Origin of the sequence: Lactobacillus helveticus (assembly GCF_046109915.1) — a bacterium.
Classification (GTDB): Bacteria; Bacillota; Bacilli; order Lactobacillales; family Lactobacillaceae; genus Lactobacillus; species Lactobacillus helveticus.
The window spans coordinates 321,595-340,549 of sequence record NZ_CP151471.1; the positions used below are offsets into that span (position 1 = coordinate 321,595).

General features: G+C 37.3%; 18 protein-coding genes. 17 read left to right on the forward strand and 1 reads right to left on the reverse strand.

From position 1 onward, the window contains the following. Window position 1 precedes the first annotated feature (1 nt). Genes AADV52_RS01755 through AADV52_RS01780 form a run of 6 tightly spaced genes read left to right on the forward strand, consistent with a single transcriptional unit; the run spans window position 2 to window position 5,349 of the window. Entirely contained in the window at window positions 2-757 is a 756-nt protein-coding gene (locus AADV52_RS01755; RefSeq protein WP_014918586.1) for a Stp1/IreP family PP2C-type Ser/Thr phosphatase, read from the forward strand. After that, the gene (pknB, locus tag AADV52_RS01760) at window positions 747-2,762 is read left to right on the forward strand and encodes a Stk1 family PASTA domain-containing Ser/Thr kinase (protein WP_014918587.1); all 2,016 of its coding nucleotides are present in this window, start codon (window positions 747-749) and stop codon (window positions 2,760-2,762) included. Before AADV52_RS01755 ends, pknB begins: the two co-directional genes overlap by 11 nt. After that, complete coding sequence (gene rsgA / locus AADV52_RS01765) at window positions 2,763-3,653, forward strand: ribosome small subunit-dependent GTPase A (protein ID WP_014918588.1); 891 nt, start codon at window positions 2,763-2,765, stop codon at window positions 3,651-3,653. It begins immediately after the preceding gene. Window positions 3,654-3,665: 12 nt separating this feature from the next. After that, window positions 3,666-4,316: a ribulose-phosphate 3-epimerase gene (gene rpe / locus AADV52_RS01770; RefSeq protein WP_014918589.1), complete on the forward strand. Its 651-nt coding sequence runs from the start codon at window positions 3,666-3,668 to the stop codon at window positions 4,314-4,316. Next, on the forward strand, window positions 4,316-5,002 hold the full coding sequence (locus tag AADV52_RS01775; RefSeq protein WP_014918590.1) for a thiamine diphosphokinase: 687 nt from the start codon (window positions 4,316-4,318) through the stop codon (window positions 5,000-5,002). Before rpe ends, AADV52_RS01775 begins: the two co-directional genes overlap by 1 nt. A gap of 41 nt (window positions 5,003-5,043) precedes the next feature. Beyond that, a complete protein-coding gene (locus AADV52_RS01780; RefSeq protein WP_014918591.1) occupies window positions 5,044-5,349 on the forward strand; it encodes a hypothetical protein in 306 nt (101 codons plus the stop codon). Window positions 5,350-5,454: 105 nt separating this feature from the next. Here AADV52_RS01780 and rpmB read toward each other — a convergent pair whose 3' ends face one another. Beyond that, entirely contained in the window at window positions 5,455-5,640 is a 186-nt protein-coding gene (rpmB, locus tag AADV52_RS01785) for a 50S ribosomal protein L28 (protein ID WP_014563392.1), read from the reverse strand. A gap of 155 nt (window positions 5,641-5,795) precedes the next feature. Between rpmB and AADV52_RS01790 the strand changes: the two genes are divergently transcribed. From AADV52_RS01790 to AADV52_RS01840, 11 genes are all read left to right on the forward strand, one after another. Continuing rightward, complete coding sequence (locus AADV52_RS01790) at window positions 5,796-6,158, forward strand: Asp23/Gls24 family envelope stress response protein (protein WP_003547910.1); 363 nt, start codon at window positions 5,796-5,798, stop codon at window positions 6,156-6,158. 21 nt (window positions 6,159-6,179) lie between these two features. After that, window positions 6,180-7,841 (forward strand): DAK2 domain-containing protein, encoded by a 1,662-nt coding sequence (locus tag AADV52_RS01795; RefSeq protein WP_014918592.1) that lies wholly within the window; start codon window positions 6,180-6,182, stop codon window positions 7,839-7,841. 1 nt (window position 7,842) lies between these two features. Continuing rightward, window positions 7,843-9,873, forward strand: a complete 2,031-nt coding sequence (recG, locus tag AADV52_RS01800) for an ATP-dependent DNA helicase RecG (protein WP_014918593.1) — start codon at window positions 7,843-7,845, stop codon at window positions 9,871-9,873. A gap of 20 nt (window positions 9,874-9,893) precedes the next feature. Next, window positions 9,894-10,895: a phosphate acyltransferase PlsX gene (gene plsX / locus AADV52_RS01805; protein ID WP_014918594.1), complete on the forward strand. Its 1,002-nt coding sequence runs from the start codon at window positions 9,894-9,896 to the stop codon at window positions 10,893-10,895. A gap of 30 nt (window positions 10,896-10,925) precedes the next feature. Further along, a complete protein-coding gene (gene acpP / locus AADV52_RS01810) occupies window positions 10,926-11,168 on the forward strand; it encodes an acyl carrier protein (RefSeq protein WP_014918595.1) in 243 nt (80 codons plus the stop codon). A gap of 121 nt (window positions 11,169-11,289) precedes the next feature. After that, complete coding sequence (locus AADV52_RS01815; protein WP_014918596.1) at window positions 11,290-12,324, forward strand: ABC transporter ATP-binding protein; 1,035 nt, start codon at window positions 11,290-11,292, stop codon at window positions 12,322-12,324. Between the two features lie 3 nt (window positions 12,325-12,327). Then, window positions 12,328-13,314 carry an ATP-binding cassette domain-containing protein gene (locus tag AADV52_RS01820; protein WP_014918597.1) on the forward strand — a complete coding sequence of 329 codons (987 nt, stop codon included), beginning with the start codon at window positions 12,328-12,330 and terminating at the stop codon, window positions 13,312-13,314. Window positions 13,315-13,316: 2 nt separating this feature from the next. Further along, window positions 13,317-14,276 carry an oligopeptide ABC transporter permease gene (gene opp4B, locus AADV52_RS01825; RefSeq protein ID WP_012212411.1) on the forward strand — a complete coding sequence of 320 codons (960 nt, stop codon included), beginning with the start codon at window positions 13,317-13,319 and terminating at the stop codon, window positions 14,274-14,276. A 14-nt stretch (window positions 14,277-14,290) separates the two neighbouring features. Beyond that, the gene (locus tag AADV52_RS01830; RefSeq protein WP_014918598.1) at window positions 14,291-15,220 is read left to right on the forward strand and encodes an ABC transporter permease; all 930 of its coding nucleotides are present in this window, start codon (window positions 14,291-14,293) and stop codon (window positions 15,218-15,220) included. Between the two features lie 224 nt (window positions 15,221-15,444). After that, window positions 15,445-17,214 (forward strand): oligopeptide ABC transporter substrate-binding protein, encoded by a 1,770-nt coding sequence (locus tag AADV52_RS01835; RefSeq protein WP_014918599.1) that lies wholly within the window; start codon window positions 15,445-15,447, stop codon window positions 17,212-17,214. 265 nt (window positions 17,215-17,479) lie between these two features. After that, on the forward strand, window positions 17,480-18,886 hold the full coding sequence (locus AADV52_RS01840) for an ISLre2 family transposase (RefSeq protein WP_126096175.1): 1,407 nt from the start codon (window positions 17,480-17,482) through the stop codon (window positions 18,884-18,886). The last annotated feature ends 69 nt before the right edge of the window (window positions 18,887-18,955 follow it).

Consider the following 18,955-nt stretch of genomic DNA (forward strand, 5'->3'; position numbering starts at 1 on the left):
TTTGATAGAAACAGCATACGCTTCAAGTATCGGCAAGGTACGAAAAAGCAATCAAGATTTTGTACAAGTTTTTGAGAATCGTGAGGGTGTTACCTTAGCGATTGTTTGTGATGGTATGGGCGGTCATCAAGGCGGCGATGTTGCCTCCACAATGGCCGTAACTCATTTAGGACATAATTTTGGCATGACGGACTTTACCGATGCCAATATTGCTCGAAAATGGTTAGATGTACAATTAAATTCAGAAAATGAAATAATTTTAAAAACAGCTGATAAATTTCCTGATTTAAACGGGATGGGGACCACAATTGTCTTAGCCTTTGCGTTTAAGGATAATGCGTTGATCTCTCATTTAGGTGATTCACGTGCTTATAGTTATTCTGAAGGAAAATTTGTTCAATTGACTGAGGATCACTCTTTGGTTAATGAATTAGTTAAAATGAGGCAAATTACTAAGGAACAAGCTAAGCACCATCCTCAAAAAAATATTATTACTCAAGCCTTGGGCGTATCTAGCACAATTGACCCTGAAATTAAGGAAATTAAGCTCGACGAAAATGATATTATTTTGCTTTGTACGGATGGATTAACTAATTCACTTAGTGATCCCCAAATACAGCAAATTTTAGCTACAAAAGAATTAAGCTTAAAAGAGCGATGCAATAAATTAATTAGTGAATCCAATCGATTAGGTGGTGGTGATAATATTACCGTTTGCCTAATTTGGAATAAGGAGGACGAGAGCAGTGATCGATAAAGGTTATCTGCTTGGTGAACGCTATCGCATTATTGATACTTTAGGCGAAGGCGGTATGGCTAATGTCTATCTAGCCGAAGATATTATTCTGCAACGCAAAGTTGCGGTTAAAATCCTGCGGTTAGATTTACAAAATGAACCTCAAACTCAAGCTCGTTTTAAAAGAGAAGCTTTAGCCACGAGTGAATTAAGTCATCCTAATATTGTTTCTGTTCTTGATGTAGGCACTGATCATGGATTGCATTATATGGTAATGGAATATGTTGATGGTCCTGATTTAAAAGAATATATTCGCCAAAATGCTCCTTTAGATTTGCATGAAGTAATTCGCATCATGGACAAAATCCTGAGCGCTGTTGCTCTGGCCCATAAACATAATGTGATTCACCGTGATCTCAAGCCGCAAAACATCCTGATGGATAAGAGAGGCAATATTAAGATTGCTGATTTCGGAATTGCGGTTGCCTTGAATCAGAGCTCTGTTACACAGACTAATTCTGTTATGGGATCAGTTCATTATATGTCGCCCGAACAGACTAGAGGTGGGTTGGTTACTAAGCAGTCAGACATTTATTCTTTAGGAATTATTTTGTATGAATTGATTACAGGAACCGTGCCATTTAATGGTGATACTCCTGTTTCGATTGCCTTAAAACACGCGCAGGAACCGATACCTTCTATTCGAAAGAAGGATCATAGTGTTCCGCAAGCCTTAGAAAATGTTGTTTTAAAGGCTACTGCTAAAGATCCGCGAGATCGTTATGCTACAGCTCAAGCAATGCAGGCTGATTTAGATAGCAGTTTAGATCCAGAACGGGCAGACGAGCCGGTTTTTGTACCTAATCATGGAAATAATAATGATAAAACAATCGTTTTGCCTGGCTTTAAAGCTCCAGAAAAAGAGCAGCCGACAGAATCTGACGAAGAAACTAAACCTGATAAAAAAGAAAAGAAAAAAGATTTTTGGCAGAATGTAAAGAGCCATAAATGGTGGTGGATCTTTTCAATCATTGCTACAGGATTAATTATCTTTATTATGATCTTTGCACTAAGTGGAAGTAATAATAAACCACATCAAGTGCATATTCCAGATGTGACCAATATAACTGAAAAAAGTGCCGAAAAGAAATTAGAAGCTGCTGGCTTGCAAATAGGCAAGGTGGTTAAGCGACAATCTGACGATATTAAAAAAGGACATGTCATCGGTACTAAACCAGCTGCAGGTAATAGCATGGATCAAGGAAAAGCTATTATTTTGATCGTATCTAGTGGTTCAAGCATGGTAAAAGTTCCTAATGTAGTTGGGGATAATTATTATGAAGCTGCAGAAAAGCTGGAAAATCAAGGCTTTGATGTAGTTAGAGAAGACCAGTATTCAAATAAAGTAGCTAGAGATAATATTATTTCTCAAAGTATTGCTGCTGGGGTAGAAGTAAAACCAACGCAGACAACTATTACTTTAGTGGTCTCTCGTGGCAAACAAGTAAAGCCGAAGATAAACACTGTAACCTTGAAGGATCTGCACAATTATTCATTGAAGAGTGCACAGGACTACGCTAAAGAACATGGTTTGACTTTACAGATTAATCAAGAATATTCTGATGAAGTTGAAAAAGGCCTGGTTATCTCAATGCAACCAAAGGCTGGTACCAAGGTGGAACGTGGATCTACCGTAACAATTAAGGTTTCACGCGGTCCAAAGGAAGAAAAAGATACTACTATTACTAAGACATTTACTGTTAATTATATAGGCACCGATCTCAATAAGGATGATAAATCCGATAGCAAGAGTGGAGATGCCTCTAATAAAGAAGACAGCAGCAAAGGTGATCATGTTCAGATTTATATCAAAGATGATGATCACTCGTTAAGTAATATCTATCGTGACTTGTATATTAAACGTGATATGAGTTTTTCAATTCCATTTTCTCTTAAGAATGGGAATGGTCAATTACGAGTAGTTCGTAATAGAGAAACTGTTTTAAATGAAAAGGTGACAAAATAAATGAAACTAGCAGAAGGAACCGTTGTAGGGTTAATTGCTGGTTATTATGACGTGGAAACTGCTGCGGGTATCGTTAGAACGCGTGCTCGCGGCGTTTTTCGTCAAAAAAAGCAAAAACCTGCAGTAGGTGATCGTGTAGAAATTCAAATAGATGATCAAGGCATGAGTTATTTGGTAAAGATTTTACCGCGGTTTAATAGAATAGGCCGACCAGCTGTAGCAAACGTTAGTCATATATTATTAGTGATTTCTGCAGTTGAACCTGATTTTTCTTTAGAATTACTAGATCGTTTTTTAACTTTCTTCTCTTGGCAAAAAGTAAAGGTCACTATCTATTTATCCAAACCTGATTTATTAAAAGGCGATAAGCTAGCTAAAATTAAAGAAGATTTAGCATATTACCAAAAAATTGGTTATCCCGTGTTTACTGATTACCATGATGTAGAGGTCAAGATTCCACAAATGATTAAAGAAGGACAAATTTGGACGCTAGCTGGGCAATCCGGTGCGGGCAAATCAACTCTGCTTAATCATTTGAAGAAGGATGCTAATCAAGTGACAGGAGCAATTTCTGCTAGTTTAAATCGTGGTAAGCACACTACTAGGAAAGTCGAATTGTTTAAGTTGGGCGAAGGATTTTTAGCCGATACGCCTGGTTTTTCTTCGATTGATTTAACGCCAATTAAGTTAAACGAATTATGCAACTATTTTGTTGAGTTTAAACGTGCTAGCAGCAAATGTAAATTTAGAGGATGCCAGCATTTAAAAGAGCCTGGCTGTGAAGTCAAAAAGCTGCTTGAAGAAGGCCAAATAATGCAACATCGTTATGATGATTATTTGGCAATGCGAACAGAAATTAGTGAAGGCCGATTACCTGAATATTTGAAATAATAGGAGAAGAAAATGATTATTGCGCCATCAATTTTGAACGCAGATAATTTGAACTTAAAAGAAAATATTAAAGAAGCTGTTGCAGTGGGAATTGATCGTTTCCATATCGATATCATGGATGGACATTTTGTGCCCAATTTATCTTTTGGGCCACAACTGATTAGTGATTTTAAGCGTGAATTTCCTATGACAGATGCCGAGATTCACTTTATGAGTAACAATCCTGATGATCTTATTCCTGCTTTTGTGGCTGCAGGAGCAGATATCATGGAGCTGCATTATGGTGCTATGAGTGAATCTAAGTTGAATTATTGGCTTGATTATTTGGCTTCTAATGGTGTCGAGGCTGTTTTGGCAATTAAACCAGATGTTCAAGCTGATGTTATCGAAAAGTTTTTGCCTAAAATTAAGCAAGTTTTGGTAATGACCGTTAACCCAGGTTTTGGTGGTCAAAGTTTTATTGCCGATTCTCCAGAGAAAATCAAGCAAGTTAGAGAAATTGTGGGTCCAAATATGCCTATTGAAGTTGATGGCGGTATTAACGATCGCACAATTAAAATCGCTAAAGACGCTGGTGCCGATGTTTTTGTTGTAGGTTCATATCTATATGAAAACGGCAATATTGCTAATCAAGTACGTAAATTAGAAAAAATTATTAAATAATGAAGGTACATGCATTATTAGGTGGACCAACAGATTTGTGGCCGGCTGATATTAAAGAAAAATTTTTGAATGCAAAAAAAGCGGGAGATCTCATTGTTGGAGTAGATCGTGGGTCTTTATATTTAGAAGAATTGGGAATAACTCCTGATTTAGCACTAGGTGATTTTGATTCTTTAAAAAAGGCTGATTTGGCTAAGATTGAAAGCAATGTAAAAGATATCCGCTATTCTAATCCAGTCAAAGACTTAACTGATTCTGAATTGATGCTACATACCGTTTTTGAAGATTATCGAATCAATAGTCTGAATATTTATGGTGCAACGGGAGGCAGAATAGATCATTTTTTGATTAATTTATTAATGCTGCTCAATCCATCTTTGCGAAAGTTTGCGGAACAAGTTTCAATAGTAGATAAGCAAAACAAAGTAATCTTTTTCAATCCTGGGCTTCATCTGATAGAAAAAATAGCAGATTATCCTTATATTGGTTTTGCTAGTTTGGCAGCGATTAAAGATTTTAATATTTTGCGTGCAAGGTATGAATTGCATCATTATTCCGGAGATTATCCACGAGTATTTTCTTCGAATGAATTTTTACCCAATACTTCCCAATTTGAAATTAATTTTAAATTGGGAATGATTGCCGCAATTTATTCAAAAGATGTTAATCGCTTTCATAATCTTTAAAAATAGGTTTAAAATAAAGAAAAAAGAATCGAAAAATAGTTATGAAATATATTGATTTTGAAAAGAACGTAGCTGGCTTTGAAGATGGCCGCTATGAAGCAAGACTTGATCGTGCAAAACAAAATGTAGAAAATTACATGCACAAGAACCATGTTCACGTTTTTGATAAGAAAAATAAGAAGGAAGTAGCAACTATTAATGGTCTTGCCAGAAATGTTACTTACCAAGACTTAGGCTTGCCAACTAAGTTAGGCGAATTGATTACTGAATATGCCTATACTCCAATCAAGGAAAGAATAGCTGATGAAATTTCAGATGATGATAAAAATAATAATATTATGAAATAAATTAAAAAGGACAACTGAAAAACAGCTGTCCTTTTTTGGTGCATGAATGGTGCACATTATTTTTTGCAAACAAAAACCTCACAGATAAATCTGCAAGGCTGGTTATTAGGCACGAGTAACTTTACCAGACTTTAAAGCCTTGGTTGAAACCCATACGCGCTTTGGCTTACCGTCAACAAGAATGCGAACTTTTTGAAGGTTTGGCTTCCAAGCACGACGAGCTGAGTTCATTGCGTGTGAACGTTTGTTACCGAATGTGGTCTTCTTACCTGTTACGTAATCTTTAGCCATTTGCTAAACCTCCTTTATTATGGTGTCATACTTAATTAGGTTATCATATGTTTTGCCGCAATTCAACTTTTTTAAGACGTATTTTATTTATTGATTGTGGCAGTACTATGATAAAATAATAATCGTATATGTAGATAATAAGACGGAGGAAGAACATGGCTGTTAAGATCAAGACAAAAGATGGTTTGATTGATATTTCAAACGGTGTAATCGCAACTGTTGTTGGTGGCGCAGCTACGTCTAATTATGGCGTTGTGGGAATGGCTTCAAAAAATGCCATTCGTGATGGATTCGATGGAATTCTTAATCGTGCCAATTATAAGCGCGGTGTTGTTGTCAAGTCAGAAGATAACGAAATCACTGTTGATGTGTACATTATCGTAGGCTATGGGCTTAAGATTTCTGAAGTAAGTAAGAATGTTCAAGATAGTGTTAAATTTAATCTTTCTAATCAATTAGGAATTAACACTAAAGCCGTTAATGTAATCGTTCAAAGTGTAAAGGTACTTGACGAATAACGCAAGCGGAGGTTATGAATAGTGGTTTTAAATGAGATAGATAGTAAGCAATTTAGAGATATGGTACGAGTTGCCACTCACAGAATTGGTAAAAATGCTGAATTTGTTAATTCATTAAATGTTTTCCCAGTTCCTGATGGTGATACTGGTACTAATATGAATTTGACCATTGAAAGTGGTGCAAAAGCAGTTTCTGAGAATCCTAGCACTAGTGTAGGGGATTTGACAGAAAGCTTGGCTAAAGGAATGTTAATGGGTGCTCGTGGTAACAGTGGGGTTATTACTTCACAATTATTTCGAGGCTTTTATAAGGCTACGCAAGGGATGAAAACTTTGACAGCCCAAGAATTAGCCAATGCTTTTTCAAACGGTGTTGCTACAGCTTATAAAGCTGTAATGAAGCCTGTTGAAGGAACTATTTTAACTGTAGCTCGTGTTGCTGCTCAAGAAGGTGCCAATAAAGCTAATGACACTGATGATGTTACTGAAGTAATGCAAGCTGTAGTTGAAGGTGCTAAGAAGGCACTTAAGTCTACTCCAGATTTGCTTCCAGTTTTAAAGCAAGTTGGCGTAGTTGACTCAGGCGGTCAAGGCTTGCTCTTTATTTATGAAGGTTTCCTTGAAGGAATTCTTGGTGAAAACTTTGCAGATCAATATCAACCAGATGAAAATGAAATGGATGAAATGATCAATGCAATGCACCACCAATCTTCAGTTCAAAGTCAATTGTCAACTCAAGATATTAAGAATGGCTACTGTACTGAAATTATGGTAGATCTTAATGCTGATGTGCCAAATAAGAAGAAGTTTGATCTTGAAGAATTCAGAAAGCACTTATCTGGTTTAGGTGATTCACTTTTGGCTGTTTCAGATGGTGAAATTGCTAAAGTTCACGTACATACTGAACATCCTGGTGATGTTTTTCAATACGGTAGTCAATTTGGTCAATTGGGCAAGATTAAGATTGATAACATGAGAATTCAACACGAAAGTATTGTTGATCAAGATAAAGAACAACAAGAAGCAGTTGATTTCGCAGTTATTGCTGTTGCCTCAGGTAATGGTATTCGTAAGTTGTTCGAAAGCGAAGGCGTTAACCGCATCATTTCTGGTGGTCAAACAATGAATCCATCCACTCAAGACTTTATTGATGCAATTAAGAAGTCTGGTGCTAAGAAGGCCCTTCTTTTACCAAATAACGGCAACATTATTATGGCTGCTAAACAAGCTGCCGAGGTTAGTGATATCCCAGTAGGCATTGTACCAACCAAGACTATTTCACAAGGTTTAACTGCTATGCTTTCATTTGATCCAGTTGCATCTGTAGATGAAAATGTAGAAGCAATGTCAGATGAACTTGATACTGTGGTTTCAGGTGAAGTTACTCAAGCTACTCGTGATACTGAAATTGATAATGTTGAAATTCATAAAGACGATTATCTTGGTATCGTCGATGGCAGCATTAAGGTAGATAACGCTGACTTAATTAAGACCACTACTGAAATGATCGAAAAGATGCTTGATGACGATTCAGAAATCATCACCATTATGTATGGTCGTGATGCCAGCGAAGATGAAGCACAACAAGTTGTTGAAGCTCTTGAAGCTAGTCATGATGATCTTGAATTTGAAATTCATGACGGTGGGCAACCTGTATATTTCTTCTTAGTATCAGTTGAATAAAATGATAGAAAACGCATTATTTGCTCCTGTAACAGATTTAAAAGGTGTAGGGACAAAAACTGCGGCTGATTTAGGTAGCTTAGGCATTTATAGTATTTATGATTTGCTCTTTTATTTTCCTTTTCGCTATGACGAATTGCAGACGTTGCCTTTAGATCAAATCATGGATGGTCAAAAGGTAGTGCTAAAGGGAATTGCAGCAACTGAACCATTTGTTAGTCGTTTTGGCTATAAAAAGAACCGCCTAAGTTTCAAGATGAGAATTGACCATGATGTAATCATGGTCAATTTTTTTAATCAGCCATGGCTTAAGAGCAAGATTGAAATTGGCGAAGAAGTAGCCATTTATGGCAAATATAATGTTGCTCGGCAAAGTCTTTCGGCTTTTAAGTTTATTGCAGCCAAAGAAAATGACAGTGGCATGGCACCAATTTATCCGGTTAATCGGCATGTTAAACAAAAAAAGCTAGTTAGTTTAATTAACTTGGCAATAGATGGTTTTTTAGATCAAGTTCGTGATATTGTTCCTGAAAATATCAGAGAAAAATATCGCTTATTAACTGATCAAGAGATTATTCAAAAAATGCATCATCCTAAAAATAGTACTGAAGCAAATTTAGCTAAAAGAAGTGCTATTTTTCGAGAATTTTTCATTTTTGAATTACAGCTGGCACTTTTGGCTAATCATGATGGCAAACAAGCAGGCTATCCTAAGAATTATGATTTAAAGGAAATAACTCAATTGACGTCTTCTTTGCCATTTGAATTATCAGATGATCAAAAAGAAGTTGTTAATGAAATATTTGCGGATATGCAATCATCTGGTCAGATGCGTCGCTTGTTGCAGGGGGATGTAGGATCAGGTAAAACGGTTGTAGCTGTTTATGCTATATTTGCAGCAATTACTGCAGGCTATCAAGTTGCCTTGATGGTGCCAACCGAAATTTTGGCTACGCAGCATTTTAAAAAGATTGATGAATTGCTTCGCCCATTGGGTGTAATAGTGGCTTTGTTAACAGGTAATACCAAAACATTAGAGCGCAGAGAAATTTATCGCGAATTGACGGATGGTACGATTAATGTGGTGATTGGTACACATGCTTTAATTCAAGAAAATGTCATTTTTAAGAAGCTGGGTTTGGTAATTATTGATGAGCAGCACCGTTTTGGCGTTGGACAAAGACAAGCTTTAATCAATAAAGGCGATCAACCTGATATTTTAGCAATGACAGCTACGCCAATTCCACGTACGCTTGCTTTAACAGTATATGGGGACATGACTGTTTCTGAAATTCATCACATGCCCGCTGGTAGAAAACCTATTATTTCATCTTGGAAAACTAGCAGTCAGATGAAAGATGTTTATCAAAAAATGCAGGATCAACTTGATCAAGGCTTTCAAATTTATGCTGTTACGCCGCTGATTACTGAATCTGAAACATTAGATTTAAAGAATGCTGAAGAATTGCATGCTAAATTAAGTCATGATTTTCCAGATCAAAAGGTGGTTTTGCTTCATGGGCAAATGCCAGGGCCTAAAAAAGATGAGATTATGACTGCTTTTGCAAGTGGAGAGATCAATATCTTAGTGACAACCAGTGTAATTGAAGTTGGAGTCGATGTAGCTAATGCCAATATGATGGTCATTTATAATGCAGATCGTTTTGGATTAAGCCAGCTGCACCAGCTTCGCGGTAGAATTGGTCGTGGCAAGACGCAAAGTTACTGCGTATTTGTAGCCGACCCTAAAACTGATTCTGGTAAGGCAAGAATGAAAATAATTGCCGCCACTAATGATGGCTTTAAATTAGCAGAAGAAGATCTTAAAATGCGTGGTGAGGGTGATCTTTTTGGTAAAGCTCAATCCGGATTGCCGGAATTTCGCGTGGGGGATGTAGTTAATAACTACAATACCTTGGTTGTTGCACAAAAAGTAGCCCGAGATCTAGTTCAACAAGATCCTAAATTAGCTGATTATCCAACGCTTAAACAAGTGCTAGAATATAAACAATTAGAACAAAATAGAATTTAAAAAGATTGTGGTGACTTATATTGAGAACAATTGCTATTGATGCTATGGGCGGAGATAATGCGCCTGAAGCAATCGTTGAAGCTGTTTTAAAAGCAAAAGCTGAAATGCCTGACACTAAGTTTTTGCTATTCGGTGATAAGGAACAACTGCGAAAGTTAATTCCTTCGGATCAAATTAATGATCAATTGGGCGTAGTTGCAACTACCGAAATCATTGCAGATGAAGATGAACCAGTTAAGGCAATTAGAAGAAAAAAAGATTCTTCAATGGTTGTAGCGGCCAATTTTGTTAAAGAAGGAAAAGCAGATGCCCTTCTTTCTTTAGGAAATACTGGGGCACTTCTTGCTTGTGGTATTTTTATCATTGGCCGTATTAAAGGAATTACTCGTCCAGGTTTAATGCCAACTTTGCCAGTTCAAAATAGTGATGATGGCTTTAACATGGTTGATGTAGGTGCCAATGCTAAAAGCAAGCCCGAATTTTTGCTTCAATGGGCAGAAATGGCATCTTATTATGCTGAAAAGATTCGTGGTATTCAAAATCCACGCATCATGCTGTTAAATAATGGTTCTGAAAGCGACAAGGGTGATGATGTTCACCAAGCTGCTTATGAACTATTAAAAGACAGCGATCTTAACTTCCAAGGCAATATCGAAGGCAATGAATTATTATTAGGCAAAGCAGATGTGGTAGTAACTGATGGCTTTACTGGCAATGCCGTTCTTAAAAATATTGAGGGAACTTCTAGCGTTATTTTGCATCTTTTGAAGGATAGCCTGTTAAATGGCGGAGTTATGACTAAATTAGGTGCTTTAATGGTAAAGGGCTCTTTATCAAGTCTCAAATCCAAGTTTGATACGGCTAAATATGGCGGCGCAGTTTTGCTTGGCGTTAATGCACCGGTTGTTAAAACTCATGGTCGTTCAAATGAAAGTCCAATTTATTTCACTTTAAAACAAGTTGATAAAATGATTAAAGAAAATTTGGTGCAAGATTTTAAAGACGAATTCGCTACAAAATAGTACAATAGTTTATTAAAAAGGAGAATTTGTATGACAGAAGAAGAAATTTTCAATAAAATCAAAAACCTAATTGCCGATAACTTTAATGTGGATCAAGATAAAATTACTGAAAATACTAATTTTACAAATGATCTAGATGCTGATTCTATCGACTTAGTTGAGTTTATCTTGCAACTTGAAGATGAATTTGGCTCAGAAATTCCTGATGACGAAGCTGAGAAAATTAAGACTGTTGGTGACGCTGTATCATATATTAAGTCACATCAAGGTTAATTTTCTGAAAAAAAGCCGTGTCGTTATTTGCATACGACCAGCTTTGTGTTTATAATTAGAAAATAAATAAAAAAGATTAAACAGCTTTTAATAAAAGAAGCTATAAATGGAGGAATAACCTTTGGAAAAGCAGAGTGATCTATTACTAGATATACAGCACCTGCATACGGCGTACCGTTTGCAAGGGAAGTTCTATGATGCTGCGGACGATATTAATTTAACTTTAAAACGCGACGAGATTTTAGCCATTGTTGGTGAATCTGGTTGTGGTAAAAGTACTATTGCCTCAAGTATTATTGGATTGTACGACCATAAGAATACTAAAGTTACAGGGGACATTCTTTATAATGAATTGAACCTTGTTGGTTTGAATGAATCATTGTTCAACAAGATTCGTGGAGATAAGATCGGGATGATCTTCCAGGATCCACTTGCTAGTTTGAACCCATTAATGCGTGTAGGTGACCAAGTTGCCGAAACTCTTTATTACCATACTGATATGGATGAAAAGGCACGTCATGCACGCGTTATTGAGTTGTTTAATCAAGTAGAAATGCCTAGACCTGAAGAAATGTACGAAATGTACCCACACGAATTATCAGGTGGTTTGCGTCAGCGTGTAGTTATTGCGATGGCTATTGCATGTAAGCCAGAAGTAATTATTGCTGATGAACCAACTACTGCTTTGGATGTAACTATTCAGGCTCAAATTTTGGATTTGCTTGAAGATATTCAAAGGCAGTCACATTCAGGTATTATTTTAATTACCCACGACTTGGGCGTTGTGGCAGAAACTGCTGATGAAGTTGCAGTTATGTATGCTGGACAAATTGTTGAAAAATCAGATGTAAAGACAATTTTTGAAAATCCACTTCATCCATACACAAGATCACTTCTTAATTCCATGCCTCAATCTGATGATACTGATGAAGACCTTCATGTTATTAAGGGTACTGTACCATCACTTAAGAATATGCCACGTACTGGTGATCGATTTGCTGCAAGAATTCCTTGGATTCCTGCAAGTGCCCATGAAGAAGAACCACGTGTTCATGAAGTAGCACCTGGCCACTGGGTAAGATGTACCTGCTGGAAGACATTCCACTTTGAGGATGAAGATAGTACGCAAAAAGCAACAGCAGCAAGCGGGGAGTAATTTATGACAAAAGAAATTATCCAAATAAAAGATTTAAAAGTCTATTACCCAATTCGCTCCGGCTTTTGGAACAGAATTACAGATTATGTTCGTGCCGTTGATGGTGTAAACTTCTCAATTAACGAAGGCGAAACCTACGGTTTGATTGGTGAATCTGGTTCTGGTAAGTCAACTACCGGTAAAGCAATTGTTGGGGTTGAAAAAGTTACTGGCGGCCAAATTATGTATAAAGGTTTGGACGTCACTAAGGCAAGCAATCGTAAGAAGCTTGATTATAACAAAGATGTTCAAATGATTTTCCAGGATTCAATGTCAAGTTTGAATCCACGTAAGAGAATTGAAGACATCATTGCTGAACCAATTAGAAACTTTGAAAATTTGACTACCGATCAAGAACGTGATCGTGTACAAGACTTGCTTGACATCGTAGGGATGCCTAGCGATGCAATTTACAAGTACCCACACGAATTCTCTGGTGGTCAGCGTCAAAGAATTGGTGTTGCTCGTGCCGTTGCTACTAATCCTAAATTAATTGTTGCTGACGAACCTACTTCAGCTTTGGACTTATCAGTTCAAGCTCAGGTTTTGAACTTCATGAAGCATATTCAACAACAATACAACATTGCATATCTCTTCATTTCTCACGACTTAGGTGTTGTTAAGCACATGTCAGAAAACTTGGCTATTATGCACCGTGGTCGTTTGGTTGAATTAGGTAGTCGTGAAGAAATTTACAAGCACCCAATTCACATTTATACTAAGCGACTTCTTTCTGCTATTCCTCAAGTTGATGTTGAACATCGTGAAGAACACAAGAAGCGTCGTGAACAAGTAGAAAGAGAATTCGAGGAAAATCAAAGCAAATGGTATGACAAGAATGGCCGTGTATATCCATTGCAACAGGTAGCACCTAAGCACTGGGTAGCATTGCCTGAAGACATGGCTCAAGAAGCTAAACTCGAAGAACGAGAAGAAAAGGAGAGTGATTAAGCATGTGGAAAACAATCTTACGGCGTTTGTTAATCATGATCCCACAATTGATTATCTTGAGTCTGTTGGTCTTCTTGCTTGCTAAGATGATGCCAGGTGACCCATTTAGTGGATCAATTAACCCTAACACCGACCCTAAACAAATCGAAGCTTTAAGAAGAGCTGCTGGACTTTATGATCCATGGTACGTTCAATACTTTAGATGGGTAGGAAACTTGTTCCATGGCGATCTTGGTACAAGTTATATCCAGCACGTACCTGTAACATCATTAATTGCTGATCGTGCAAGTAATACTTTCTGGTTATCACTTTTGACAACTATTTTAAGTTATAGTATTGCGATTCCTCTTGGTATTACCGCTGGTCGTCACCAAGACCAATGGCAAGATAATGGTGTACAAATCTTTAACTACATTACTTTAGCTACACCAGGTTTCGTATTCTATATCTTAGGTTTGTGGTTATTCGGATTTACCTTAGGTTGGTTCCCAATCTCAGGTTCCGTATCAGCCAGTGCATCCGGATTCTGGGGAGTTCTTCTTAGTCGATTAGATCACATGATCTTCCCAGCTATTCTGTATGCCTTAATTGCGACTACTGGAACAGTTCAGTACTTAAGAACTGGTATCGTTGATAACAAGGTTGAAGATTACGTAAGAACTGCACGTAGTAAGGGTGTTCCTGAAAATGTTGTTTTCCATAAGCATATTTTAAGAAACTCATTATTGCCAATCGCTGCCTTCTTAGGTAACACGATTACCGGTCTTCTTAGTGGTTCAATGATCATTGAAAGTGTATTTAGTTACCCTGGTATGGGTAAGTTGTTCCTTGACTCAATTAGTCAACGTGACTACACTACTTTAACTGCCTTGATTCTTATCTTTGGTATTTTGACCTTAATTGGTAACTTGCTTTCAGATATTATCATGAGTATTATTGACCCACGTATTAGAATTCAATAGGAGGGAGAGAAGAAATGGCTGAAAAGAAAGAAACTGCTACAAAGAAAGCAAATAAGAAAGACGCTAAGCAAAAGGCTACTCTTCCACCTTCTGGATTCAAGGTGGCGGTACGTGAAATCTTACGTTCTAAGTCTGCTTGTACAGCTTTAATCATCATTATTTTAATTTTATTGTTCACTTTTGGTGGATCATTGTTCTTAAACAGAGCACAAGTTACCGAAATGAACATTGCTGATGCCTACTATGGTTGGGGTGAAGCTGGTCACTTACTCGGTACTGACGATGGTGGTCGTGATATTTTGAAACTGCTCATTATGGGTGGACGTAACTCTATCATGATTGGTATCTCAGTTACTGTAATTACTGAAATTGTTGGTTTAATTGTTGGTCTGGTTTCAGGTTACTACGGTGGCGTAATTGATGATATTATCATGAGAATAGTTGACTTTGTTCAAATTTTGCCACAAATGCCAATTATCATTGTTTTGACTACTGTTATTCCTAACTACAATGCCGTAACTTTGGTATTCTTAATTGCGATGTTCGGGTGGACGACGACGGCGCGTTACTACCGTTCATTCATTTTGTCACAGCGTGATCGTGATTATGTATTAGCTTCAAAAACTTCTGGTTCATCCAACTTCCAAATTATGTTCCGTGAAGTTTTGCCAAACATTACATCAATGATTATCATCGACGTTGTTTTGACTATTGCTGGTAACATTGGTATTGAAACTAGTTTATCCTTCTTGGGTTATGGTTTACCCACTACAACACCATCACTTGGTACTTTAATTGGATTCGCTGATGACCCAGTTAACGTTATTAACCGTCCATGGCTTTGGCTCCCAGCTACAATTTTACTTTTGGTAATTTCATTGAGTATTAACTATGTTGGTCGTGCTCTTCAGCGTGCTGGTGACGCAAGACAACGTGAAAATTAATATATTAATAAATACATTAAAACAGCTCTATCGTAAGGTAGAGCTGTTTTTGCTTGATCATAATAATAAAGTTATGTTAGTAAAATAAAATTAAAATTAAAATTAATTTCATAAAACTATTGAAAAACTAATATAACGTGGTATTATTTAATCATCAACTTGATTCAAAAATTATAGAAAAGAAATAAGTTCATAGAAATATGTCCTAGATGGAGGAATAATATATGAAATTATCAAAAGTTTTAGGTTCCGTAGGAGTTGTATCTGCTGCTGCCTTAGCATTGGTAGCTTGTGGTAAAAGTGGACAAAATAATAATTCCAACGCTAAAGAAGCAAAGAAGTTTCCAACAGCAACACCAAAGAAAGCTACCAAGCAAGGTGGTACTGTTACAGTAGCCTTGGAAACAGATACTCCATTTACTGGAATCTTTTCTGATGAATTATCTACTTCAGCTTATGATTCAACCGTAGCTGCTCCAGGTGAAGAATCATTATTTGATACCGATGACCAATATAAGATCAACAATAAAGGTGCTGCCACAATGAAGCTTGACCGTAAGGCTAAGACAGTAACCATTACTGTTAAAAAGGGTGTTAAGTGGTCAGATGGTAAGCAAGTAAATGCGAAGGACCTTGAATATCCATACGAAATCTTGGCTAACAAGAAGACTCAAGCTCAACGTTATGATTCAACTCTTGAAGACATTGAAGGTATGAAGGAATACCACGAAGGAAAAGCTAAGACTATTTCTGGTATTGAAATGCCTGATGGCGAGAATGGTCGTACCATTGTAATTCACTTTAAGCAAATGAAACCAAGTATGTACTTCAGTGGTAACGGTTGCTTCTGGGAATCAGCTGCACCATACCATTACTTAAAAGATGTCCCATTTAATAAGCTTCAATCATGTGACCAAATCAGAAAGAAGCCTTTATACTTTGGCCCATTTAAGCTTGATAAGCTTGTTCGTGGTCAATCAGTAACCTGGGTTCCAAATAAGTACTACTGGAGAGGTAAACCAAAGCTTAACAAGGTTGTTATTCAAGTAGTTAGTCCTAACTCAGCTTCACAAGCTATTAAGAGTCACAAGTTCGATATTGCTAGTGTAATTAACTCACAATGGCAACAAGTTAAGAATACTAAGAACGTTAACTGGGTTGCTCAAGTCCCATTAGCATATTCATACCTTGGCTTTAAGGTAGGTAAGTTCGATGCCAAGGCTGGCAAGAACGTAATGAATAAAGACTCCAAGGTTGCTAATAAGTCATTACGTCAAGCTATTGCTTATGCAATGAACGTCGATGCAGTTAACAAACGTTATACTCAAGGATTGAGTTTCCATATCAAGACTTTGATTCCTGAAGGCTTTGGTGCTTACCACGATAGCTCAGTTAAAGGCTATGACTACAATCTTAAGAAAGCTAACCAATTATTGGACAGGGCTGGTTACAAGAAGAAGGGTAAGTGGCGTGTACAACCTAATGGCAAGCCATTAGTACTTCACTTTGCAACCATGTCAGGTTCACCAAACGCTGAAGCTATTGCTCAAAACTACTTGCAACAATGGCACAAGATCGGTCTTAACGTTAAGTTAACCGGTGGTCGTCTGATGGAATTCAACTCATTCTACGACAAAGTTCAAAACGATTCTAAAGATATTGACTTCTTCCAAGCTGCTTGGCAATTGGCTTCTGAACCATCACAAGATAGTATGTACGGTGAAACTTCACCAATGAACTACGAACGTTTTGCAACTCCAGAAAACAATAAGTTGCTTGAAGAAATGAACTCACAAAAGTCATTTGATAGTAAATACCGTGTAAAGGTATTCCATGAATGGCAACAATACATGAATGATCAAGCATTCGTAGTTCCATTGAGCAACTCATACAGCATCAGTGCTGTAAACAGTAAATTGACAGGCTTCTCAACTAAGCCATCACAAAACAACAACGGTCACCAATTATGGTACCAAGTTGGTTACGCTAAGTAATTTATCCAAATTAGTAAAAAATCTCCAAATTCTAAACAATAAATAATCCTTTACATAAACTTTCATATTAAAATCTAATAACTAACATAAAAAGCGACAGATATCTTAAAAAAGATACCTGTCGTTTTCTAAGTGTATAATTTTTTGCGGTAAGCTGAATAAAGGATTAAAAAAAGCTCAAGTCCGTTGAATTTGGACTTGAGCTAAAACAAAAAGACCAGTAGTCTGATGTTAACCAAAAAAACACATTAGAAGCTGGTCTTTTATGGAATCTATTATAACTGATATCGTGAAAATTATTAAGTCTGAAAATAATGTTCTTGCCCGTGAAAAGGCATTAATGTGCTATTTCTTTGATCTGATTGGAGAGTTGATGAAGCTGGCACTAGAGGAAGTTGATGTTGGTTTAGTTGATGAAACTAAAAAGCAAGGCTATCAGATTGAAAAGAAAAATAAGCGTTCAGTGGTGACAGTTTTTGGCGAAATCAGTTACTGGCGCAGAAGATATGTCTGTCCAGGCAGGAAGGCAAAATACCCGTTGGATCAATTGATGGGCTATGACAAGTATAAGCGCTATAGTGTTTTAGCAGTTAAAAATATTTTGCAGGTTAGTGCTGTATCAACTTACCGCAATACTGCCTTAGCTGTTAATACCCTGTCTAGCTTTAACATTAGTCATAGTCAAGTTGGTAAGCTGATTGTTCAAGCGGGCAAGCAAATCAAGGCACAGCAACAGTCTGAAGAAAGGTACGATGGCATTACCCAAAAGAAAAAAGTACCAGTGCTTTATCTTGAAGGCGATGGCGTTGTAATTAAAGGGACCAAAAAGCGGCTGGAGTTTCACCGCTATCAAGTCTGTGAAGATATTATTAATGTGAGCAAGACGCGCAGAAAGAGAGTTCAAGCCAAAGAGTTCGTTTCTTTAAGCCGCTTGAATGCCTTGCAAGAAATCAAAGCTTATTTAGCTAATACCTATGACTTAAGCGATACTTTGATCATCAGTAATGCCGATGGCGGCGCTGGCTATGCCAAAAAAGATTTTGATGAAATAGTCGGTCGCTGCAAGCAGCACGAACACTTCTTGGATGTCTTTCATTTGAATAAAAAGATTAAAGATCGTCTGGGCTTTATGCCGGCTATGCAAGGCAAATTAATTAGTGCAGTTGAGTTTAAGTACGATCGTCGCTTGACTGATGTGATTTTAGATACAATTGAAAGCAATCTGATTGACGAACTGAATACGCCAGAAAATCATGAAAACCTAAGGCGTCTGCGCGGCTATCTTCATCGGCACTGGGCTGATATTGAGCCGTTTAAGATGCGCAATTTGCCAGTAATTAAAGCAATAGGCTGCTGCGAAAGCAATCACCGCAAGTATACCTATCGGGTTAAAGGACAAGGAAAATACTGGTCAGAGGATGGCGCCGAAGGGATTCTGCGTGTGCTGACTTGCATCAAAAACAATGAACTGGAATATTGGCTAAGCAGCGAGTTTGCAGGCTCAGAAATAAATGCAATAACTGAGCAAGAATTAAAAGCGGCAGCCCGTGATAGCCTAAAGAAGCGACATGAAAGTCATTTAGGCATACAGCGCGGAGCTTTAACAACGCAAACGGCTGGAAGCAGCTATTTAAGCAAATTCAATCGGATGCTAAACCGCATAAATTATTAAGAAATTAAGGTCAGACTAATGGTTTTTAGGTTACCGCAAAAACATTGACACTTACGTCGTTTTCATGCT